This window comes from Pseudomonas parakoreensis (assembly GCF_021602155.1).
Taxonomy (GTDB): domain Bacteria; phylum Pseudomonadota; class Gammaproteobacteria; order Pseudomonadales; family Pseudomonadaceae; genus Aquipseudomonas; species Aquipseudomonas parakoreensis.
On the sequence record NZ_BQHY01000012.1, the window covers coordinates 25,341 to 45,988 of the forward strand.

The window sequence follows — 20,648 nt, forward strand, 5'->3', positions numbered from 1 at the left end:
GGTGATATCAAAAGGCCTTGATACTTCGAACCCTCGGCATTAACGATTCAGCGCGGTTTACCGGACTTTGCTGCTGTTCGCGGCAATATCGCCAGGAAGTTATCCCGGGCGACTTTACGCGCCACGTCTTCGGGCAAGGCATCAAGGAACGGCGTGAAACTGCGCATTTCCTCACCGAGCTTGTTGAATCGGCCTACAACATCCGAACCCAGCATGAAGCGCTCAGGGTATTTCTCCACCAATGCCAGCCATTGCGCACGCGGCTTGCCCTGCTCATCCAGCAGATACGGCGTGAGCATGCTCCACGACAGATCGATGAACAGATTCGGGTAAGCCTCCAACATCCGGCTGACGGTGGGCAGAAGGAATTCCAGCTGCGTCTGGTGCCGATGGATCTCCGCACTGGTGCCGGCGTGCGCCCAGATGAACCGGGTGTGCGGGTGATTTCGCAGCGGTTCTTCGACTTCTTTCAGGTACAGCGGATTTTTCTCACGCTTGGAGGTGATGTTGGAATGCAGCATCACCGGCAGATCGTTTTCGGCGGCCAGGTGATATATCCGCTTCATCGCTTCATTATTGGCCCGAGGGGTATCGCCAGCGGTCAGTGCCGTCAGGTCATCATGGCGGGTGAACACTTCGCCGATACCCTGCCACAGCCCCGGATACAGATCGAGCAGGCGCTGGATGTGTGCGGCGGAGTTCTTGTCGTTAGGGTTGAAGCCCGAGAGGAATGGGTGAAAGTGCAGACGCTGCTCCGGCGTCAGTTTCTGCACGGCATCGGCAACGATCATGTCGGTGGCGCTGTACCAGTAGGCGTCGGCGTCATCACCGGCGTAATAGCGCGGACGTTTGGGTTCGTCTTCATGCCATTTCTTCGCCACGGGAATGCCGGAAATCATCACATGGTCGATGGAATTGTCCTGCATGGCCGTGAGCAATTTCGCCATGCCGGCGGTTTCCTGGAAAAAATCCACGTAGTGCAGGTGCGCATCGCTGTAAGTGTAATCACGGGCGCTGGCGCTACCGGCACATGCCAGCAGGCAGGCAAGACTCAAACGAAACAAGGACACAAGTAATCTCCCACAGGTAGGCATAGCCTAGACCCTGAGCCGAACACAAGGGTTCATCCTGCAGGAAAGTGGAACGCGCCTCCGTAGGAATGCTCTATAACTGCAAGGTCTTTTTTGATCGAACGACTTTTTCCTACTGCCAGTGAGGTTGCCATGACTGTTACCGTCAATACCGTCTCCGCCGAAGGTTTTCGTCACACCGTACAGATCGATGACCACGAATTGTTTGCCGACGTGCCGAAGTCTGCCGGCGGCGAAGGCTCGGCACCCGAGCCACACGACTACTTCGACGCCGCGCTCGGTGCCTGCAAAGCCCTGACCCTGAAAATGTACGCGAAGAAGAAAGACATCCCGCTGACCGGCGTCGGCGTTGAGGTCAAACGCGACAACAGCGAAGAGCAGAAAGGCAAATACGCCCTGCATGTGACGCTTACCCTCAAGGGCGTCCTCACCGATGCCCAGCGTGAAGAACTGCTGCGCGTCGCCGATCGCTGCCCGATTCACAAACTGATGACCACCAGCGACGTCAGCATCGAAACCCACGCTCCACAAGGCTTCGACAGCCAGTAATCACCCTCTTGCCAGCGGCGGGTTATGCTTCTGGCATCACCCGCTCAGCCTGGAATGCACCATGGACACGCAACCACTGATCATCCGCCCGCGCGCCGAAGACGTCGAAGGCCAGCCGATCCTGCGCCCGCTGCCGTCAGCCAAATGCCGCAGCGTCGGGCCATTTGTATTTTTCGACCACATGCTCGAGACGGTTTATCCGACGGGCAAAGGCATGAACATCCGACAGCATCCGCACATTGGCCTGTCGACCCTGACCTACCTCTTCGAAGGGCAGATCCAGCACAAGGACAGCCTTGGCTCCGATCAAGTGGTCAGCGCCGGCGATGTCAGCTGGATGACCGCCGGCAGTGCGATTGCCCATGTCGAGCGCACGCCCGAGCCGTTGTGGGCGCAAAGCTTCACGATGCACGGCTTGCAGATCTGGCTGGCTTCGCCCAAGGATCATGAGCAAGGCCCTGGGCATTACAGCCATCACCCGGCCGCAACCCTGCCGGTCAGCGACAACCTTGGCGTGCAGATTCGGATGATTGCCGGGTCAGGCTTTGGCCTGGAATCACCGGTACCGGTGCTTTCTCCTACGCTGTATGCCGAAATAAAAATGCAGACCGCGACCACACTGCTGATCCCGACCGAGCACGAAGAACGCGCGGTGTATGTGCTGAGTGGCGATGCGCAATTAAATGGCGAGCCCCTCGAACCCCACGCACTGGCGGTGTTGCCGGGCGGGGAAGCGATGAGTCTGTTTGCCGAGAGTGATGTGCACGCAGTGGTGTTTGGCGGCGCCGCACTGGACGGGCCACGGCGGATCAACTGGAATTTTGTCGCGAGCGATCCGGCGGCGATCGATGAGGCGCGACGAAAGTGGGCGGCCGGGGATTGGCCGACGGTACCGGGGGAAGTTGAGCGGATTGAATTGCCTTAGCTCTGTGCCGCCTGTTAGTCAGCCATCGCTGGCAAGCCAGCTCCCACAGGTTTAGCGCCGGACACATATCCAGCAAACGAATCGAACAATGTGGGAGCTGGCTTGCCAGCGATGAGGCCAGATCAGGCACCGACCGAGTCAATGCCTGACTGCACAATCAGCCTTTGAACACTTCTTCCAGCAAATCATGCATCGACTTGAACGCACGCTTGGCGGTCTTCGCGTCGTACATCATCTTGCCTGGCACATTGGCGTGCGGATCGGTGAATGAGTGCACCGCACCGCCGTAACTCAGCAACTGCCAATCGACCTTCGCCGCGTTCATTTCATCTTCGAACGCCGGCAATTGCTCTTTCGGCACCAACGGGTCGGAAGCACCGTGCAGCACCAGCACCGAGCCCTTGATGTTCTTGGCATCCGCCGGATTCGGCGAATCCAGCGTGCCATGGAACGACACCGCCGCCTTCACCGGTGCACCGGTCCGCGCCAGATCCAGCGCGCAGCAACCACCGAAGCAGAACCCGAACACCGCCAGTTTTGAGGTATCAACCGCCGCCTCACCCTGCTTCTGCAACTGCTCGAACGCCGCCTGCATGCGCTTGCGCAGCAGTGCGCGGTCGTTCTTCAGCGGCATCATCGCCGCGCCGGCCTCGTCAGCATTCTGCGGACGTACTGTTTGCCCGTACACGTCAGCAATCAATACCACGTAACCCTTGGCCGCGACCGACTTGGCGATCTCCTCGGCACCGGCGCTGACGCCCATCCAGTTCGGCGCCATCAACAGACCCGGGCGCGCGCCCTTGTGCTCGGCGTCGAACGCCAGACGACCTTCATAGGGCTGACCATCCAACTGATAGACCACGGAACGAACAGTAACTTGGCTCATTTCTGACTCCTGCTTAGTTAAACACCAGAATGAAAAAACCCGCCGAAGCGGGTTTTTCTACATCGTGATTAGGCTGACAGCTCAACCAGCAGCTTGTTCAGACGGGTCACATAAGCGGCCGGGTCTTTCAAGCTTTCGCCAGCCGCCAGAGCGGCCTGATCGAAGAGGATGTGCGACAGGTCGCCAAAACGCGCTTCGTTCTGCTCGCCATCGAGTTTCTCGATCAGCGGGTGGCTCGGGTTGAATTCGAAGATCGGCTTCGACTCCGGCACTTTTTGCCCGCTGGCTTCGAGGATCTGGCGCATTTGCAGGCCCAGGTCCTGTTCGCCGATGGCCAGAATGGCTGGCGAGTCGGTCAGGCGGTGAGAGACGCGAACCTCGGCAACGGAATCGCCCAGCGCGGTTTTCAGGCGCTCGACCAGACCTTCTTTGGACTTGGCGACTTCTTCTGCAGCTTTCTTGTCCTCTTCCGAGTCCAGGTTGCCCAGATCGAGGTCACCGCGTGCTACGTCGACAAAGGTCTTGCCGTCGAACTCGCTGAGGTAGCTCATCAGCCACTCGTCGATACGATCGGTCAGCAGCAGCACTTCGATGCCTTTCTTGCGGAAGACTTCCAGGTGCGGGCTGTTCTTGACCTGCGCATAGGTTTCACCGGTGAGGTAGTAGATCTTGTCCTGACCTTCCTTGGCGCGCGCCAGGTAGTCCGCCAGACCGACGATCTGCTCGCCGTCACCTTCGGTGGTCGATGCGAAGCGCAGCAGACCAGCAATTTTTTCCTTGTTGGCGAAATCTTCTGCCGGGCCTTCTTTCATGACCTGACCGAAGTTTTTCCAGAAGCCCTTGTATTGCTCAGGCTCGTTCTTCGCCAGTTTTTCCAGCATGTCCAGCACGCGCTTGGTCAGCGCCGACTTCATCGAATCGATGATCGGGTCTTTCTGCAGGATTTCCCGCGACACGTTCAGCGACAGGTCGTTGGAATCGACCACGCCTTTGATGAAGCGCAGGTACAGGGGCAGGAACGACTCGGCCTGATCCATCACGAACACGCGCTGCACGTAGAGCTTCAGGCCTTTCGGCGCTTCCCGCTGGTACAGGTCGAACGGCGCGCGGGCCGGCACGTACAGCAACGAGCTGTACTCGAGCTTGCCTTCGACTTTGTTGTGGCTCCAGGCCAGCGGGTTTTCAAAGTCGTGGGCGATGTGTTTGTAGAACTCCTGGTATTCCTCGTCCTTCACTTCAGTGCGCGGACGGGTCCACAGGGCGCTGGCGCGGTTGACGGTTTCCCATTCAACGGCTGGTTTCTCTTCGCCCTCGGCAGCAGCCACTTCTTTCGGCAGCTCGATCGGCAGCGCGATGTGGTCGGAGTATTTCTTGATGATGTTGCGCAGACGCCAGCCATCGGCGAACTCGTCTTCACCGGACTTCAGGTGCAGGACGATGCGGGTACCGCGCTCTGGTTTGTCGATGGTGGCGACTTCGAACTCGCCCTCGCCTTTCGACGACCAGTGCACGCCTTCGCTGGCAGGAGTGCCGGCGCGACGGCTGTACACATCGACTTTGTCGGCAACGATGAAGGCGGAGTAGAAGCCGACACCAAACTGGCCGATCAGGTGCGAATCTTTCTTCTGATCGCCCGAGAGATTCTTCATGAAATCGGCGGTACCGGATTTGGCGATGGTCCCCAGGTGGGTGATCACATCGTCACGGTTCATGCCGATACCGTTGTCTTCGAGGGTGACGGTCTTGGCGTCCTTGTCGAAGCTCACACGGATTTTCAGTTCAGCGCCACCTTCGAGCAATTCCGGCTTGGCCAGAGCTTCGAAGCGCAGCTTGTCGACAGCGTCAGAGGCGTTCGAGATCAATTCGCGAAGGAAGATTTCCTTGTTGGAATACAGCGAATGGATCATGAGGTGCAGCAGTTGCTTTACCTCGGTCTGGAAGCCCAGGGTTTCCTTTTGAGTTTCCACACTCATGGTCATCAAACTCCAATCAGATGGCAGTGGCCGCGACCCGGAGGGTCGGCGGCGGGTTGTTCACTGAGTTGGGGGCAGCGTTCAGGATTTCAAGGGCTCATCGATTTTGAAGTGTGCACGGGCGGTGGCGATCGGTTCGCTATCGGTACTTTGCCAGGCCGTGATGGCGACGTTGGCCACACGCCGGCCCTGGCGGCAGACCTGGCATTTGGCCCAGGTGTCGCGAAACTGCCCGGCGCGCAGGTAATCCAGGGAAAAATCGATGATCTTCGGCACCCCGGGCGCTCCGGTGAAGATCAGCAAATGCAACGCGGCTGCCAGCTCCATGAATCCGGCGATCACCCCGCCATGGATCGCAGGCAATAAAGGGTTACCAATGTTGTCCTTGTTCGCCGGCAGCTTGAACAGCAGGTCATCACCGACTCGCGAGCATTCGACGCCGATCAGCCCGGCGTAGGGAATCATCTGCAGCAAAGGCGCGTAATCGCCCTGGGCGTGAGCCAGCAGCAGTTGTTGCTTCCAGTCATCGCTCATCGAAGTTCTCCTTTGATCCTGCCGCCAAATCCCTGGGTGCCTTTCAGCCCCTTGCCCATGCGCATGAAGGTGCCAACAACATGGGCTATGGGTTGCTGCGGGTCGTCCTGATAGGCAAAACCGCGGGCGAAGATCACATCGGTGGTGACCCGATAACACTCGGCGAAACCGTAGACGTCCTTGTTCGGCTCTGCGGCGTGCATGTAGTCGATGCGCAGGTCCAGGGTCGGGCAGACTTCGAATTCCGGCAAAACGCACAACGTGGACATGCCGCATGCGGTGTCCATCAGCGAAGTAATCGCACCGCCGTGGATGACCCCGGTTTGCGGATTGCCAACGATTTGCGCGCTGTACGGCAGCTTCACTGTCAGCCCTTCGCTGCTGGCGTTGTGCACCGTCAAACCGAGCACCTGACAATGGCGCAGGGCCGAGAGAAAGCGTGTCGCGCGCTCAAAAACGGGGTTTTCAGCCATTTGATAATTACTCTCGTTAGAGCCTTTTGCCAGTAGTAAGCAATACGGCAAAAGTTCCACTGAAAAACAAACTTATATATCTGAACAAAATGAGGAACTTAACCTTTGGCGCTGCGCTCTTAAGGCCAGTAGTTATTTTCCATAAGGAGAAACACCCCATGCGTAAGACTTTAGCTATTGCCTTGATGTTGACCGCTTCCCTCGGTCTCGCTGCCTGCGATAAAAAATCCGAGGACAAAGCTCAAGATGCCAACCAACATGCTGAGCAAGCTCAGCAAGACATGAACAAAGCTCAGGATAAAGTGAACGACGCAGCAAAAGAAAACGCCGAAGCTGCCAAAGCTCAGGCTGAATCGAATCAAGCTGCTCAGGAAGAAGCTGCCAAGAAGCAATAATTGCGACTTGATGCAGAAAAAAGAAAACCCGCCAAGTGCGGGTTTTCTTTTGCCTGTGATTTTTGGTCAGTCTTGGCTTAGAGGCTGTTTTAGAGCAATACGGTTCTAAAAGTCGGACTAATCATCAGCAACAAACTGCAGAGCAGGCCGACCAGCCACACCAGGCTGCGCAGGGCTGGTTTATCCGCCAGATACAACCACACGTAAAGAACCCGCGCGATCACAAAGATGATTGCCAGAGCATCAATCAACCAGCCTTGGGTTTGCGTGGTGTGCGCCATCAGCACACCCACGGCGAACAGGATGAACGCTTCGATGCAGTTCTGATGCGCCGCCAGCGCCCGCGCGCCGTAACCAGTGAGTTGCGCCTGTTGTTGGCGCGGCAGGTGGTTGTTGTAACCGCCCTGCTCTTTCATGGCTTTAGCCACCGGCATACGCGCGATGTAGATCAACAATGCACTGATAAACACACACCAGAACGGAATACTCATCAAGCGGCCTCTTTATTGGTTTCGGGCAATGGCGCCTCTGTAGGGGTATAGACCATCACATCGAGCACGTCGGAATGAAACTCGCGGCGGTACAACACTAGAACCACACCGGCACTCATCAACATGAACAACCACGGGCTGACAAACCACGCCAGCATGCTCATGCCGAAGTAGTAGGAACGCAGACCGAAGTTGAACTGGTTGGCCGCCATCGAAATCACCCGTGCCGCCCGCAGTGCGAACGCCTTGCGCTCCTGCTCGGACACCTGGCGCTCGCCGATCATTGGCGCTGATCCGACCAGTACCGCGGCAAAGTTGTACTGACGCATGCACCAGCTGAACGTGAAGAACGCATAGACGAACACCAGCGCCAGGCACAGCAACTTGATCTCCGACATGCCCTGCGATGCCTGTTGCACCATCGGGATATCCGCCAGCAACGACACGGCGCGTTCGGATGCACCGAGCACGGTCAGAATACCGGCAAGAATAATCAGGGTGCTGGAGGCGAAGAACGAGGCGTTGCGTTCCAGATTGCCAATCACGCTGGCGTCGGCGATGCGGTTGTCACGCAGGAGCATGCGGCGCATCCAGTCTTCGCGATACAGGTGCAACACACTGGCCAGACACGCAGTGTCGCGGGCCTTCCACGACGCATAACGGGTGTAACCGCCCCAGCAGATGACAAACCAGAGCGCGGCCAGCAGATGGATCAGGTTGGCTTGGATGAACGACATGCAATTCCCTGTGGAGTATGGATGCTACCTGTGGGAGCGAGCCTGCTCGCGAAAGCGGCGTATCACACAACATTGATGGCGGCTGACACAACGCTTTCGCGAGCAGGCTCGCTCCCACATTAAGACTTCGGCAACCTTTCGACGTTAGCTCGCGAAAAAAGACACTGCCAGACGCCCATAAAAAATGCCCCGTATCGATTGATACGGGGCATTTCCGTTTAAGCGCTGAAGACCCGCTTATGGCGGGTCAGACAACGTCAGGCAACCGCTTCGCTGCGCTTGCCCAGCAGGCGATCGCAGACCACGGCGACCACCAGGGTCATCACGCATGGCACCAGCCAGGCCAAACCCTGCTCGCTCAGCGGCAGGTGCGCCAGCTGCGACGGCATCCAGTCAGCCAGACCAGCGCCCTTGAGCGCGTCAATGGTGCCGAACAGGAACGACACCAGCATGACCGGGCCGAGGATCCGCCCGTGTTCATGCCAGAAGTCCTTGCAGAAACTCAGAGCCACCAGAACGATGCACGGCGGGTAGATTGCGGTCAGTACCGGGATCGAGAACGCGATCAGCTTCGTCAGGCCCAGGTTGGACACCAGCAGCGAGAACGCGGCGAGGATGATCACCAGGGTCTTGTAGGACAGCGGCAGCACGCGGCTGAAGTATTCAGCGCAGGCGCAGGTCAGACCGACCGCGGTCACCAGGCACGCCAGCGAGATCAGCACCGCAAGGAAACCGCTGCCCAGCGAACCGAAGGTGTGCTGCACGTAAGCATGCAGCACCGCCGCGCCGTTGGTGGCACCGACCGCGACTTCATGGCTGCCGGAACCGAGACGGAACAGGCTGATGTACACCAGCGCCAGACCGACACCGGCGATGAGGCCGGCAATGATCGCGTAACGGGTGATCAGCGCAGGCGACTCGACGCCACGGGAGCGGATTGCGTTGACGATGACGATGCCGAACACCAGCGCGCCGAGGGTATCCATGGTCAGGTAACCATTGATGAAGCCCTGGGAGAACGGTGCCGCGACGTATTCAGGCGTGGCCTGGCCAATATCACCGGCCGGCAAAGCGAACGCGGCGATGCCGAGTACCGCCAGGGCGATGATTTTCAGCGGCGCGAGGAATCGCCCCACGGTATCGAGCAGACGGCCCGGATACAGCGAGATGAAGAACACCAGCAAGAAGTACACCGAGCTGTAGAGGAACAGCGCCAGCGGGCTTTCGCCGGTCAGTGGCGCCAGACCCACTTCGAACGACACGGTCGCGGTCCGCGGGGTGGCGAACAACGGGCCAACCGCCAGGTAGCACGCCGCGGCGAGCACACCACCGGCGATCTTGCCGATCGGGCTGCTCAGCGCATCCATCGCACCACCGACCTTGGCCAGAGCGACAACGGTGACCACCGGCAGACCGACTGCCGTGATCAAAAAGCCCAGCGCCGCCATCCAGACGTTAGGTCCGGACTGCAGGCCGACGATAGGCGGGAAAATGATGTTGCCGGCCCCGACGAACAGGGCAAATGTCATAAAGCCCAGTGCCAGGATGTCCTGACCTTTCAAAACTTTCATTAAGGAAATACCACACTACTGAATCGGAATTTAGAGGGGGATTTCCCTGTGGGGTTAGGGAAATGCTGTCAGTCCGTATGGGGCTGACCCGTTTAGCGCGTTGCATGCCTTGTGGGCGGCAGACGCAAAAATGGCTGCTAGCCTAACGAATTTGTCTGACAAACGCACTGTTTGAGGGCGAACTATCCGATACACGACGTGTCGGTGTCGCGTTTACGCATCTAAATTTCATAAAGAACGCAAAGATCAAAAGATCGCAGCCTGCGGCAGCTCCTACAGATAATCCTGTGTAGGAGCTGCCGCAGGCTGCGATCTTTTGATTTTCAGAAACAACAAAGGCCACCCGAAGGTGGCCTTTGTCTGGTGAAGCGTCAGTCAAGCACGAGGCTTACTTGACAGCCCAACCGGTCAGCTCGGCCAGGGCCTTGCCGATGTCTGCCAGCGAACGCACGGTTTTTACGCCTGCGTCTTGCAGCGCAGCGAATTTCTCGTCTGCAGTGCCTTTGCCGCCAGAGATGATTGCGCCCGCATGGCCCATGCGCTTGCCCGGAGGAGCAGTCACACCCGCGATGTAGGAAACAACCGGCTTGGTCACGTGTGCCTTGATGTAGGCAGCCGCTTCTTCTTCAGCCGAACCGCCGATCTCGCCGATCATCACGATCGCTTCGGTCTTCGGGTCTTCCTGGAACAGCTTCAGGATGTCGATGAAGTTCGAACCCGGGATCGGGTCACCACCGATGCCGACGCAAGTCGACTGACCGAAACCGGCGTCAGTGGTCTGCTTCACAGCTTCGTAGGTCAGAGTGCCGGAACGCGAAACGATACCGACCTTGCCTGGCAAGTGAATGTGACCTGGCATGATGCCGATCTTGCATTCGCCTGGAGTGATCACGCCTGGGCAGTTAGGGCCGATCAGGGTAACACCCAGCTCGTCGCACTTAACTTTAGCGTCCAGCATGTCCAGGGTAGGAATGCCTTCGGTGATGCAGACGATCAGCTTGATGCCGCCGAACGCTGCTTCCAGGATCGAGTCCTTGCAGAAAGGAGCCGGAACGTAGATCACGCTGGCGGTAGCGCCAGTGGCTGCGACTGCGTCTTTAACGGTGTTGAACACTGGCAGACCCAGGTGCTCGGTGCCGCCTTTGCCCGGGGTTACGCCGCCAACCATCTTGGTGCCGTATTCGATGGCTTGCTGGGTGTGGAAACTACCTTGCGAACCGGTAATACCCTGGCAGATAACTTTGGTGTCTTTATTGATCAGGACGCTCATTATTTGCCCTCCGCAGCTTTGACAACTTGTTGAGCAGCGTCGGTCAGGCTGGTAGCAGCGATGATGTTCAAACCGCTTTCTGCCAGTACTTTAGCGCCCAGCTCAGCGTTGTTGCCTTCAAGGCGAACAACAACCGGGATTTTCACGCCGACTTCTTTCACGGCGCCGATGATGCCTTCGGCAATCATGTCGCAGCGAACGATGCCGCCGAAGATGTTGACCAGTACTGCAGCGACGTTGGTGTCGGACAGGATGATCTTGAAGGCTTCGGTCACGCGCTCTTTGGTAGCACCACCACCTACGTCGAGGAAGTTGGCTGGCTTGCCGCCGTGCAGGTTGACGATGTCCATGGTACCCATGGCCAGGCCGGCACCGTTGACCATGCAGCCGATGTTGCCTTCCAGGGCTACGTAGTTCAGTTCGAACTTGGCAGCATGCGCTTCGCGCGGATCGTCTTGCGACGGATCGTGGAAAGTCTTCAGCTTAGGCTGACGGTACATGGCGTTGGCGTCGATGTTGATCTTGGCGTCCAGGCAGTGCAGATCGCCGTCAGCCTTGATCACCAGCGGGTTCACTTCCAGCAGGGCCAGATCGTGATCCTGGAACAGTTTGGCCAGACCGACGAAGATCTTGGCGAACTGGGCAACTTGCTTGCCTTCCAGACCCAGTTGGAACGCCAGCTCGCGACCCTGGAATGGCTGAGCGCCAACCAGTGGATCGATAGTGGCTTTCAGAATTTTTTCTGGCGTGTCGTGAGCGATTTTCTCGATGTCCACGCCACCTTCGGTGGAGGCCATGAACACGATGCGACGGCTCGAACGGTCAACGACAGCGCCCAGGTACAGCTCTTTAGCGATATCAGTGCACGATTCAACCAGGATCTTGGTGACTGGCTGACCATTGGCGTCAGTCTGGTAAGTCACCAGACGCTTGCCCAGCCACTGCTGTGCGAAGGCCTTGGCGTCTTCTTTGTTGCGAACCAGCTTGACGCCGCCCGCTTTACCGCGACCACCGGCGTGGACCTGGGCTTTGACAACCCACTCGCTGCCGCCGATTTTGTCGCAAGCTTCTGCTGCTGCTTCCGGGGTGTCTACTGCGTAACCAGTGGAAACTGGCAGGCCGTATTCAGCGAACAGCTGCTTACCCTGATACTCGTGAAGATTCATGCTTTTTACCGTCTTCGTTAGGTACTGCGCATTCGGCGCTGCGCTCTTGATGAGTGCCGCGCCACCTGTGACTGCTGCTTGCGCAGCCTTCCGGTTACCCGGTTCAGCTACGCAAGACTGCGTCCAGCGGACATTCCGCGGTGAGACTTGCTCGCAAGGCTCACGACGGGCCGTTACCGCCGTGGTTTCTTATTGTGTGTCTTAACGCTTCTTGCGGTTGGCAATGTGGATGGCGCCGCCATTCACCGCCAGAGCAGCTTCGTGCAAGGCTTCAGACAGGGTCGGATGGGAGAAAACCATCATGCCCAGGTCTTCAGCGCTGGTGCCGAATTCCATACCGATCGCGCCCTGCTGAACCAGTTCTGCAGCGCTCGGGCCAATCACGTGCACGCCCAATACGCGGTCGGTCTTGGCATCAGCGATGACCTTGACGAAACCACCGGTATCGTTGGCGGCCATGGCACGGCCGGAAGCGGCGAACGGGAAGGTGCCGACGTTAACTTCAACGCCTTCGGCTTTCAAGGCCTGCTCGGTTTTGCCAACCCACGCGATTTCCGGGTGAGTATAAATAACCGAAGGGATCAGGTCATAGTTCATCTGGGCCTTGTGGCCCTTGATGCGCTCGACAACCATGATGCCCTCTTCCGAGGCCTTGTGCGCCAGCATCATGCCGCGAACCACGTCACCGATGGCGTAAACGCCCGGTACGGTGGTGGCGCAGTGATCGTCAACGTGCACGAAACCGCGCTCATCCAGGGTCACGCCGCTGTCGGCAGCCAGCAGATCAGTGGTCACCGGACGGCGACCAACGGCTACGATCAGTTTGTCGAAAGTGATGGTCTGTTCGCCGTTGGCATCGGTGTAGTTAACAACGACTTCGTCGCCGTTCACTTTCGAACCGGTCACGCGAGCGCCCAGCTTGATGTCCAGGCCCTGTTTGGTCAGGGTTTTCAGCGCTTCCTTGGAAACAGCGGTGTCGGCTGCCATCAGGAAAGTGTCCAGGGCTTCCAGGACTGTCACTTCTGCACCCAGACGCGACCACACCGAACCCAGTTCCAGACCGATCACGCCAGCGCCGATCACGCCCAGACGTTTAGGGACGGCCTGGAATTCCAGAGCACCCGTCGAATCGACGATGACTTTCTGATCGACCGGAGCCGGTGGAATGTCGATCGGACGCGAACCTGGGGCCAGGATGACGTTTTCGGCTTCGATGACTTCAACCGAACCGTCCGGCTTGGTGACTTCGACTTTCTTGCCAGCCAGCAGCTTGCCGTGGCCCTGGATCGAAGTAACGCCGTTGGCCTTGAACAGGGTGGCAACGCCGCCAGTCAGGTTCTTGACGATGCCAGCCTTGCGGCCAACCATCGCAGCGACGTCCATTTTGACTTCGCCGGTCGAGATACCGTGAACGTTGAAGCTCTCTTTGGCTTCCTTGTACTTCCAGGAGCTGTCCAGCAGCGCCTTGGACGGAATGCAGCCGACGTTCAGGCAAGTACCGCCGAGGGCCTGTTTGCCTTCAGCGTCGGTGTACTTCTCGATGCAGGCAGTGGTGAGACCCAGCTGCGCGGCCTTGATGGCAGCAACATAGCCGCCAGGGCCGGCACCGATCACTACTACGTCAAATTTCTGCGACATTCAAAAAATCCTCTTTAGCGAAAAGCTTCAAGCCGCGCGCTGCGGGCCGTACCGCCGTTGCCGACGGTACGCCACCCGCAGCGCATGGCTGCTTCTATCAGATATCCAGCAACAGACGAGCCGGATCTTCCAGCAGGTTCTTGATGGTCACCAGGAAGGTTACAGCTTCTTTGCCATCGATCAGACGGTGATCGTAGGACAGCGCCAGGTACATCATCGGACGGATCACGACCTGACCGTTGATGGCCATAGGACGCTGGATGATGTTGTGCATGCCCAGAATCGCTGCCTGCGGCGGGTTGACAATCGGGGTCGACATCATCGAACCGAAGGTACCACCGTTGGTGATGGTGAAGGTACCACCGGTCATCTCTTCCATCGACAGTTTGCCGTCACGGGCTTTTTTGCCGAATGTGGCGATGCCGCCTTCGATTTCAGCCAGGCTCATCAGCTCGGCGTTACGCAGAACCGGAACAACCAGACCACGGTCGCTGGAAACGGCAACACCAATGTCGGCGTAGCCGTGGTAAACGATGTCTGCGCCGTCGATCGAAGCGTTGACCGCCGGGAAGCGTTTCAGCGCTTCGGTGGCCGCCTTGACAAAGAACGACATGAAGCCCAGGCGTACGCCGTTATGGGACTTCTCGAACAGGTCCTTGTACTTCGAACGCAGGGCCATGACTTCGGTCATGTCAACTTCGTTGAACGTGGTCAGCATGGCCATGTTCGACTGGGCTTCAACCAGACGCTCGGCAACCTTGGCACGCAGACGGGTCATCGGCACACGTTTTTCAACGCGGTCACCGGCAGCGAATACCGGGGCAGCAGCGGCCGGAGCAGCAGCTTTTGCAGGCGCGGCAGCCGGAGCGGCTTTCTTCGCGGCAACAGCAGCCACCACGTCTTCCTTGGTCACACGACCGCCTTTGCCGGTGCCGGCAACGGAAGCGATGTTGATGCCGTTTTCTTCAGCCAGCTTGCGCGCAGCCGGAGCAGCAACAGGATCGTCTTCGCCTTCGGCAGCAGCCGGGGCAGCGGCAGCGGCAGCAGCGGCCGGAGCAGCAGCGGCGGCTGGAGCAGCGGCAGCAGCGCCGCCTTCAACGATGGAGCCCAGGACTTCGTCGGACAGAACGGTGTCGCCTTCGTTCTTGACGATTGCGCCCAGCACGCCGTCGGCGGTAGCCAGCACTTCCAGTACGACTTTGTCGGTTTCGATGTCGACGATCAGTTCGTCACGCTTGACGGCGTCGCCCGGTTGTTTGTGCCAGGTGGCAACGGTGCCATCGGCAACCGATTCCGGGAAAGTGGGGGCTTTGATCTCGATAGCCATTATCTGTGGTTCCTTAAATTCGGTTTCAGGTGCGCGAAGGCGTTAAACGGTAAACGCGTCTTGCAGCAGTTTTTCCTGCTGCTCGGCGTGCATCGATGCGTAACCACATGCAGGTGCAGCAGAAGCCTCACGGCCCGCGTACTCGAGTACGAGAGATTTGTTGAGGTTACCGATGCTGCGACGCAGGTGGTGCTGGCTGCAGTACCAGGCGCCCTGGTTCATTGGCTCTTCCTGACACCAGACGGCCGCTTTGGCGTTGGTGTAAGGCGCCAGGACTTCTTTCAAGTCGTCCTCAGGGAATGGATACAGCTGCTCGATACGCACGATGGCGATATCGTCACGGCCTTCGGCACGGCGTTTTTCCAGCAGGTCGTAGTAGACCTTGCCGCTACACAGAACAACGCGCTCGACCTTTTTCGGGTCCAGTGCATCGATTTCCGGGATCACGGTCTGGAACGAACCTTCGGCCAGATCTTCCAGAGTCGAGACGGCCAGCTTGTGGCGCAGCAGCGACTTCGGCGTCAGCACTACCAGAGGTTTGCGCAGCGGGCGAATCACCTGACGGCGCAGCAAGTGGTAGATCTGCGCCGGAGTGGTCGGCATGCACACCTGAATGTTGTGCTCGGCGCACAGCTGCAGGTAACGCTCAAGACGCGCCGAGCTGTGCTCAGGGCCCTGACCTTCGTAGCCGTGCGGCAACAGCATGGTCAGACCGCAGAGACGGCCCCACTTGTGCTCGCCGCTGGTGATGAACTGGTCGATAACAACCTGTGCACCGTTGGCGAAGTCGCCGAACTGGGCTTCCCAGATCACCAGCGCGTTTGGCGTGGTGGTCGAGTAGCCGTATTCGAAGGCCAGTACCGCTTCTTCCGACAGGAACGAGTCATACAGGTCAAAACGTGGCTGACCTTCGTACAGGTGTTTCAGCGGAATGTAGGTGCCGGCATCTTTCTGGTTGTGCAGCACAGCGTGACGGTGCGAGAACGTACCGCGGCCGATATCCTGACCGGTCATGCGGATCGGGTGACCTTCGAACGCCAGGGTCGCGTACGCCATGGTTTCGGCGTAACCCCAGTTGATCGGCAGGCCGCCGGCTTGCATCTTCTGACGGTCTTCGTAGATCTTCGCAACCTGACGCTGAACCACGAAGCCTTCCGGAATTTCCAGCAGCTTGGCGGACAGTTCCTGCAGGGTCTTCAGGTCGAAACGCGTGTCGTGACGCGCAGTCCAGGCGTGGCCCAGATACGGACGCCAATCCACGAACAGCTCTTTGTTCGGCTCTTTGACCAGCGATTTCACCACGTGCAGACCGTTGTCCAGCGCGTTGCGGTACTCGTCGACTTTCGCCTGTACACGCTCTGCGTCGAGCACACCGGCCTGAGTCAGACGATCAGCGTACAGCTCACGGGTGGTGCGCTGCTTGGTGATCTGCTGATACATCAGCGGCTGGGTGCCGCTTGGCTCGTCGGCCTCGTTGTGGCCGCGACGACGGTAGCAGACCAGGTCGATCACCACGTCACGCTTGAACTGCATGCGATAGTCGATGGCCAGCTGGGTCACGAACAGCACAGCTTCCGGATCATCACCATTCACATGGAGGATCGGTGCCTGGATCATCTTCGCAACGTCGGTGGCGTACTCGGTGGAACGCGAGTCCAGCGGGTTGCTGATGGTGAAACCGACCTGGTTGTTGATCACGATGTGCACGGTACCGCCGGTCTTGAAACCGCGGGTCTGCGACATCTGGAAGGTTTCCATGACCACGCCCTGACCTGCGAATGCAGCGTCACCGTGGATGGAGATCGGCAGAACCTTCTCACCGGTCGGGTCGTTACGACGATCCTGACGGGCGCGAACCGAACCTTCTACCACCGGGGAAACGATTTCCAGGTGGGACGGGTTGAACGCCATGGCCAGGTGAACTTCACCGCCGGCGGTCATCACGTTGGACGAGAAGCCCTGGTGGTATTTAACGTCACCGGAACCCAGCTCGACCTTCTTCTTGCCTTCGAACTCGTCGAACAGCTCGCGCGGGTTCTTGCCGAAGGTATTGACCAGCACGTTCAGACGGCCACGGTGGGCCATGCCGATGACGACTTCCTTGGTGCCGTAGGAACCGGAACGCTGGATCAGTTCGTCGAGCATCGGAATCAGGCTTTCGCCGCCTTCCAGACCGAAACGCTTGGTGCCCGGGTATTTGGTGCCCAGGTATTTTTCCAGGCCTTCACCGGCAGTCACGCGCTCAAGCAGGTGGCTCTTGATATCGGCGGAGTACGTCGGACGACCGCGCACGCTTTCCAGACGCTGCTGGAACCACTGGCGCTGCTCGGAATCGGTGATGTGCGTAAATTCAGCGCCGATGGTGCGGCAATATGTCTGCTGCAACGCTTCGTGAATTTCGCGTAGGCTCGCTTCCTCTTTGCCGATGAACAGGTCGCCGGCACGGAAGGTCGTATCAAGATCGGCATTGGTCAAGCCGTAATGATTGATCGACAGGTCTGCAGGTGCAGGACGCTGCCACAGCCCCAGCGGGTCAAGCTGGGCTGCCTGGTGGCCACGCATACGGTAGGCCTGGATCAATCGCAGCACTTCAACTTGCTTCTTCTCGTGCTCACTGCTCACGCTCCCGGCGGAAACCGGTTGAGCGCGGCGCTGGTTCTTTGCCAGCAGCACGAAATGATCGCGAATTGTGGAGTGCGAAACATCAGTGGCAGAGCTGCCGTCGGCAGGCAGCTTCTGAAAGTAGGTGCGCCACTCTTCTGGCACAGCGTTAGGGTCGTGCAGGTAGAGCTCATAAAGCTCTTCCACATAGGCAGCGTTTCCACCTGAAAGGTAGGCGCTGTTCCACATGCGCTGCATCACGCTTTCTTGCATGCTTGGTCACCCTCGGTTAGGGGAACACCATCGGCGTCAATACCGAGCAAACTTGCAGAAGTCCGAATGCAGCGACCAAAACAAGCCACTTAGGATCACGCTGATAGTCCGGGTACCAGCCCGGATGCCCCTGCTTGTCTCATTTCTTCAAAATAAGAGCTGCAGCTTGTGGCTACTGCTCTGGTTATAGCCATGACGCGGGTTGAAGCCCGCGCCACAGCCTCTTCGTTACAGCGGTTCTACGGTTACAGCAGCTGAATCACACGCCGCTCGAAAGCAGCATGTTACGGATGTGACCGATGGCCTTAGTCGGGTTCAGGCCTTTCGGACATACGTTGACGCAGTTCATGATGCCCCGGCAGCGGAAGACGCTGAACGGGTCATCGAGCGAAGCCAGACGCTCGGACGTCTTGGTGTCACGGCTGTCTGCCAGGAAGCGGTACGCTTGCAGCAGGGCAGCTGGACCCAGGAATTTGTCCGGGTTCCACCAGAAGGACGGGCACGAGGTCGAGCAGCAGGCGCACAGGATGCACTCGTACAGACCGTCGAGCTTTTCACGCTCTTCAGGGGACTGCAGACGCTCGATGGCCGGAGCCGGCGTGTCGTTCTGCAGGTAAGGCTTAACCTTCTCGTATTGCTTGTAGAAGATGCTCATATCGACAACCAGGTCACGGATAACCGGCAAACCTGGCAGCGGACGAACGATCAACTTGTTGCCTTTTACGACAGCGGACAGCGGCGTGATGCACGCCAGACCGTTCTTGCCGTTGATGTTCATGCCGTCGGAGCCGCAGACGCCTTCACGGCAAGAGCGACGATAGGAGAAACCCTCGTCCTGCTCTTTGATCAGGGCCAGCACGTCCAGCACCATCAGGTCTTTACCACCGGTATCGACCTGGAATTCCTGCATGAACGGCGCAGCGTCCTGATCAGGGTTGTAGCGATAAACACTGACTTGCAACATGGCGATCACCCTTAATAAGTCCGGACTTTAGGTTCGAAAGTCGGAACAGTCTTCGGCGAGAAGTTTACGGCACGCTTGGCGACGCGTTTCTCACCCGGGAAGTACAGGGTGTGGCACAGCCAGTTTTCGTCGTCACGGTCTTCGAAGTCTTCACGGGCGTGAGCGCCGCGGGACTCTTTACGTACTTCGGCCGCGATGGCGGTAGCTTCAGCCACTTCCAGCAGGTTTTGCAGTTCCAGAGCTTCGATACGCGCAGTGTTGAACGCTTGCGACTTATCGTTGATCTTCACGTTGGCGATACGCTTGCGCAGATCGGCCAGCTGAGCGATGCCCTTCTGCATGTATTCGCCAGTACGGAATACACCGAAGTAGTTCTGCATGCAGCTTTGCAGCTCGCGACGCAGGGTTGCCACGTCTTCGCCATCGGTACGGCCGTTCAGCGCGTTCAGACGCGACAGGGCTGCTTCGATGTCGGCTTCGGTAGCGTCGTCGTATTCGATGCCGTCGGTCAGCGCCTTCTCCAGGTGCAGGCCGGCAGCGCGGCCGAATACCACCAGGTCGAGCAGCGAGTTGCCGCCCAGACGGTTGGCACCGTGTACCGATACGCAAGCCACTTCACCTACGGCGAACAGACCAGGAATGATCTGATCCACGCCTTCGGCGTTCTGGGTGATTGCCTGACCATGAATGTTGGTGGCAACGCCGCCCATCATATAGTGGCAGGTCGGAACCACCGGAACCGGAGCAACCACCGGGTCAACGTGGGCGAAAGTCTTCGACAGTTCGCAGATACCTGGCAGACGGCTGTGCAGCACTTCCTCGCCCAAGTGGTCGAGTTTGAGCATTACGTGGTCGCCATTCGGACCGCAACCGTTGCCGGCGATGATTTCTTTAACCATCGAGCGAGCAACCACGTCACGACCAGCCAGGTCTTTCGCGTTCGGAGCATAACGCTCCATGAAACGCTCGCCGTGCTTGTTGATCAGGTAACCACCTTCACCACGGCAGCCTTCGGTAACCAGTACACCGGCGCCGGCGATGCCGGTCGGGTGGAACTGCCACATTTCGATGTCTTGTACCGGTACGCCAGCACGCAGCGCCATGCCAACGCCGTCACCGGTGTTGATCAGGGCGTTGGTGGTGGAGGCGTAGATACGACCGGCACCACCAGTGGCCAGTACGGTGGCCTTGGCGCGGATGTACGAAGTTTCGCCGGTTTCGATGCAGATCGCGATCACACCGACGAACTCGCCTTCCTGGTTTTTCACCAGGTCGACAGCGTAGTACTCGTTCAGGAACGTGGTACCGGCTTTCAGGTTGCCCTGATAAAGGGTGTGCAGCAGCGCGTGACCGGTACGGTCGGACGCTGCGCAGGTACGTGCAGCCTGGCCGCCTTTACCGTAGTCCTTGGACTGACCACCGAACGGACGCTGGTAGATACGGCCTTGCTCGGTACGCGAGAACGGCAGACCCATGTGGTCCAGTTCGAAAACGGCAGCCGGGCCTTCCTGACACATGTATTCGATAGCGTCCTGGTCACCGATGTAGTCGGAACCCTTGACGGTATCGTACATGTGCCAGCGCCAGTCATCGTTCGGGTCAGCGGACGCGATCGCGCAGGTGATGCCGCCCTGGGCGGATACAGTGTGCGAACGGGTCGGGAAAACCTTGGTGATCACCGCAGTCTTGTGACCGCCTTGTGCCAGTTGCAGCGCAGCGCGCATGCCGGCACCGCCACCACCAATAATGATGGCGTCGAAAGAAATCGTTGGAATGTTAGCCAT

At 58.5% G+C, this 20,648-nt stretch carries 18 protein-coding genes; 3 read left to right on the top strand and 15 right to left on the bottom strand.

The window, feature by feature from the left end:
• Nucleotides 1-47: 47 nt before the first annotated feature.
• Complete coding sequence (locus L6D63_RS19210; protein ID WP_131670012.1) at nucleotides 48-1,094, bottom strand: amidohydrolase family protein; 1,047 nt, start codon at nucleotides 1,092-1,094, stop codon at nucleotides 48-50.
• Between the two features lie 129 nt (nucleotides 1,095-1,223).
• On the opposite strand from L6D63_RS19210, the gene L6D63_RS19215 reads away from it, so the two are divergent.
• A complete protein-coding gene (locus tag L6D63_RS19215) occupies nucleotides 1,224-1,640 on the top strand; it encodes an OsmC family protein (RefSeq protein WP_047292859.1) in 417 nt (138 codons plus the stop codon).
• A 61-nt stretch (nucleotides 1,641-1,701) separates the two neighbouring features.
• A complete protein-coding gene (locus L6D63_RS19220) occupies nucleotides 1,702-2,565 on the top strand; it encodes a pirin family protein (RefSeq protein ID WP_131670011.1) in 864 nt (287 codons plus the stop codon).
• Nucleotides 2,566-2,722: 157 nt separating this feature from the next.
• Here L6D63_RS19220 and L6D63_RS19225 read toward each other — a convergent pair whose 3' ends face one another.
• From L6D63_RS19225 to L6D63_RS19240, 4 genes are all read right to left on the bottom strand, one after another.
• Complete coding sequence (locus L6D63_RS19225) at nucleotides 2,723-3,451, bottom strand: dienelactone hydrolase family protein (protein ID WP_095667144.1); 729 nt, start codon at nucleotides 3,449-3,451, stop codon at nucleotides 2,723-2,725.
• Nucleotides 3,452-3,519: 68 nt separating this feature from the next.
• Nucleotides 3,520-5,424 carry a molecular chaperone HtpG gene (gene htpG / locus L6D63_RS19230; protein ID WP_047293050.1) on the bottom strand — a complete coding sequence of 635 codons (1,905 nt, stop codon included), beginning with the start codon at nucleotides 5,422-5,424 and terminating at the stop codon, nucleotides 3,520-3,522.
• 81 nt (nucleotides 5,425-5,505) lie between these two features.
• Nucleotides 5,506-5,958 carry a PaaI family thioesterase gene (locus L6D63_RS19235; protein WP_131670010.1) on the bottom strand — a complete coding sequence of 151 codons (453 nt, stop codon included), beginning with the start codon at nucleotides 5,956-5,958 and terminating at the stop codon, nucleotides 5,506-5,508.
• Nucleotides 5,955-6,431 (bottom strand): PaaI family thioesterase, encoded by a 477-nt coding sequence (locus L6D63_RS19240; protein ID WP_131670009.1) that lies wholly within the window; start codon nucleotides 6,429-6,431, stop codon nucleotides 5,955-5,957. Before L6D63_RS19240 ends, L6D63_RS19235 begins: the two co-directional genes overlap by 4 nt.
• A gap of 158 nt (nucleotides 6,432-6,589) precedes the next feature.
• Here L6D63_RS19240 and L6D63_RS19245 point away from each other — a divergent pair, with 158 nt between their 5' ends.
• Complete coding sequence (locus L6D63_RS19245; protein ID WP_007962865.1) at nucleotides 6,590-6,826, top strand: hypothetical protein; 237 nt, start codon at nucleotides 6,590-6,592, stop codon at nucleotides 6,824-6,826.
• Between the two features lie 89 nt (nucleotides 6,827-6,915).
• Here L6D63_RS19245 and L6D63_RS19250 read toward each other — a convergent pair whose 3' ends face one another.
• From L6D63_RS19250 to sdhA, 10 genes are all read right to left on the bottom strand, one after another.
• Entirely contained in the window at nucleotides 6,916-7,317 is a 402-nt protein-coding gene (locus tag L6D63_RS19250) for an MAPEG family protein (RefSeq protein WP_095667147.1), read from the bottom strand.
• The gene (locus L6D63_RS19255) at nucleotides 7,317-8,054 is read right to left on the bottom strand and encodes a DUF599 domain-containing protein (protein WP_003223022.1); all 738 of its coding nucleotides are present in this window, start codon (nucleotides 8,052-8,054) and stop codon (nucleotides 7,317-7,319) included. The genes L6D63_RS19250 and L6D63_RS19255 overlap by 1 nt, the downstream gene beginning before the upstream one ends.
• Before the next feature lie 257 nt (nucleotides 8,055-8,311).
• Nucleotides 8,312-9,625, bottom strand: a complete 1,314-nt coding sequence (gene brnQ, locus L6D63_RS19260; RefSeq protein ID WP_047292845.1) for a branched-chain amino acid transport system II carrier protein — start codon at nucleotides 9,623-9,625, stop codon at nucleotides 8,312-8,314.
• 388 nt (nucleotides 9,626-10,013) lie between these two features.
• Nucleotides 10,014-10,895 carry a succinate--CoA ligase subunit alpha gene (sucD, locus tag L6D63_RS19265; RefSeq protein ID WP_003223019.1) on the bottom strand — a complete coding sequence of 294 codons (882 nt, stop codon included), beginning with the start codon at nucleotides 10,893-10,895 and terminating at the stop codon, nucleotides 10,014-10,016.
• Nucleotides 10,895-12,061, bottom strand: a complete 1,167-nt coding sequence (gene sucC, locus L6D63_RS19270) for an ADP-forming succinate--CoA ligase subunit beta (RefSeq protein WP_003223015.1) — start codon at nucleotides 12,059-12,061, stop codon at nucleotides 10,895-10,897. Before sucC ends, sucD begins: the two co-directional genes overlap by 1 nt.
• Nucleotides 12,062-12,262: 201 nt before the next feature.
• Entirely contained in the window at nucleotides 12,263-13,699 is a 1,437-nt protein-coding gene (gene lpdA / locus L6D63_RS19275) for a dihydrolipoyl dehydrogenase (RefSeq protein ID WP_041074385.1), read from the bottom strand.
• A 97-nt stretch (nucleotides 13,700-13,796) separates the two neighbouring features.
• A complete protein-coding gene (odhB, locus tag L6D63_RS19280; protein WP_095667149.1) occupies nucleotides 13,797-15,026 on the bottom strand; it encodes a 2-oxoglutarate dehydrogenase complex dihydrolipoyllysine-residue succinyltransferase in 1,230 nt (409 codons plus the stop codon).
• A gap of 42 nt (nucleotides 15,027-15,068) precedes the next feature.
• Nucleotides 15,069-17,900 (bottom strand): 2-oxoglutarate dehydrogenase E1 component, encoded by a 2,832-nt coding sequence (locus L6D63_RS19285; protein ID WP_047292838.1) that lies wholly within the window; start codon nucleotides 17,898-17,900, stop codon nucleotides 15,069-15,071.
• Nucleotides 17,901-18,159: 259 nt separating this feature from the next.
• A complete protein-coding gene (locus L6D63_RS19290; RefSeq protein WP_003223007.1) occupies nucleotides 18,160-18,864 on the bottom strand; it encodes a succinate dehydrogenase iron-sulfur subunit in 705 nt (234 codons plus the stop codon).
• 11 nt (nucleotides 18,865-18,875) lie between these two features.
• Nucleotides 18,876-20,648, bottom strand: coding sequence for a succinate dehydrogenase flavoprotein subunit (gene sdhA / locus L6D63_RS19295; RefSeq protein ID WP_007962857.1), 1,773 nt, complete (start codon nucleotides 20,646-20,648; stop codon nucleotides 18,876-18,878).

What these genes read in the sequence shown, in the direction of transcription:
- L6D63_RS19210 (WP_131670012.1), bottom strand. Translation starts at nt 1,094, where the DNA reads ATGCCTACCTGTGGGAGATTACTTGTGTCCTTGTTTCGTTTGAGTCTT.
- L6D63_RS19215 (WP_047292859.1), top strand. Translation starts at nt 1,224, where the DNA reads ATGACTGTTACCGTCAATACCGTCTCCGCCGAAGGTTTTCGTCACACC.
- L6D63_RS19220 (WP_131670011.1), top strand. Translation starts at nt 1,702, where the DNA reads ATGGACACGCAACCACTGATCATCCGCCCGCGCGCCGAAGACGTCGAA.
- L6D63_RS19225 (WP_095667144.1), bottom strand. Translation starts at nt 3,451, where the DNA reads ATGAGCCAAGTTACTGTTCGTTCCGTGGTCTATCAGTTGGATGGTCAG.
- htpG (WP_047293050.1), bottom strand. Translation starts at nt 5,424, where the DNA reads ATGAGTGTGGAAACTCAAAAGGAAACCCTGGGCTTCCAGACCGAGGTA.
- L6D63_RS19235 (WP_131670010.1), bottom strand. Translation starts at nt 5,958, where the DNA reads ATGAGCGATGACTGGAAGCAACAACTGCTGCTGGCTCACGCCCAGGGC.
- L6D63_RS19240 (WP_131670009.1), bottom strand. Translation starts at nt 6,431, where the DNA reads ATGGCTGAAAACCCCGTTTTTGAGCGCGCGACACGCTTTCTCTCGGCC.
- L6D63_RS19245 (WP_007962865.1), top strand. Translation starts at nt 6,590, where the DNA reads ATGCGTAAGACTTTAGCTATTGCCTTGATGTTGACCGCTTCCCTCGGT.
- L6D63_RS19250 (WP_095667147.1), bottom strand. Translation starts at nt 7,317, where the DNA reads ATGAGTATTCCGTTCTGGTGTGTGTTTATCAGTGCATTGTTGATCTAC.
- L6D63_RS19255 (WP_003223022.1), bottom strand. Translation starts at nt 8,054, where the DNA reads ATGTCGTTCATCCAAGCCAACCTGATCCATCTGCTGGCCGCGCTCTGG.
- brnQ (WP_047292845.1), bottom strand. Translation starts at nt 9,625, where the DNA reads ATGAAAGTTTTGAAAGGTCAGGACATCCTGGCACTGGGCTTTATGACA.
- sucD (WP_003223019.1), bottom strand. Translation starts at nt 10,895, where the DNA reads ATGAGCGTCCTGATCAATAAAGACACCAAAGTTATCTGCCAGGGTATT.
- sucC (WP_003223015.1), bottom strand. Translation starts at nt 12,061, where the DNA reads ATGAATCTTCACGAGTATCAGGGTAAGCAGCTGTTCGCTGAATACGGC.
- lpdA (WP_041074385.1), bottom strand. Translation starts at nt 13,699, where the DNA reads ATGTCGCAGAAATTTGACGTAGTAGTGATCGGTGCCGGCCCTGGCGGC.
- odhB (WP_095667149.1), bottom strand. Translation starts at nt 15,026, where the DNA reads ATGGCTATCGAGATCAAAGCCCCCACTTTCCCGGAATCGGTTGCCGAT.
- L6D63_RS19285 (WP_047292838.1), bottom strand. Translation starts at nt 17,900, where the DNA reads ATGCAAGAAAGCGTGATGCAGCGCATGTGGAACAGCGCCTACCTTTCA.
- L6D63_RS19290 (WP_003223007.1), bottom strand. Translation starts at nt 18,864, where the DNA reads ATGTTGCAAGTCAGTGTTTATCGCTACAACCCTGATCAGGACGCTGCG.
- sdhA (WP_007962857.1), bottom strand. Translation starts at nt 20,648, where the DNA reads ATGGCTAACATTCCAACGATTTCTTTCGACGCCATCATTATTGGTGGT.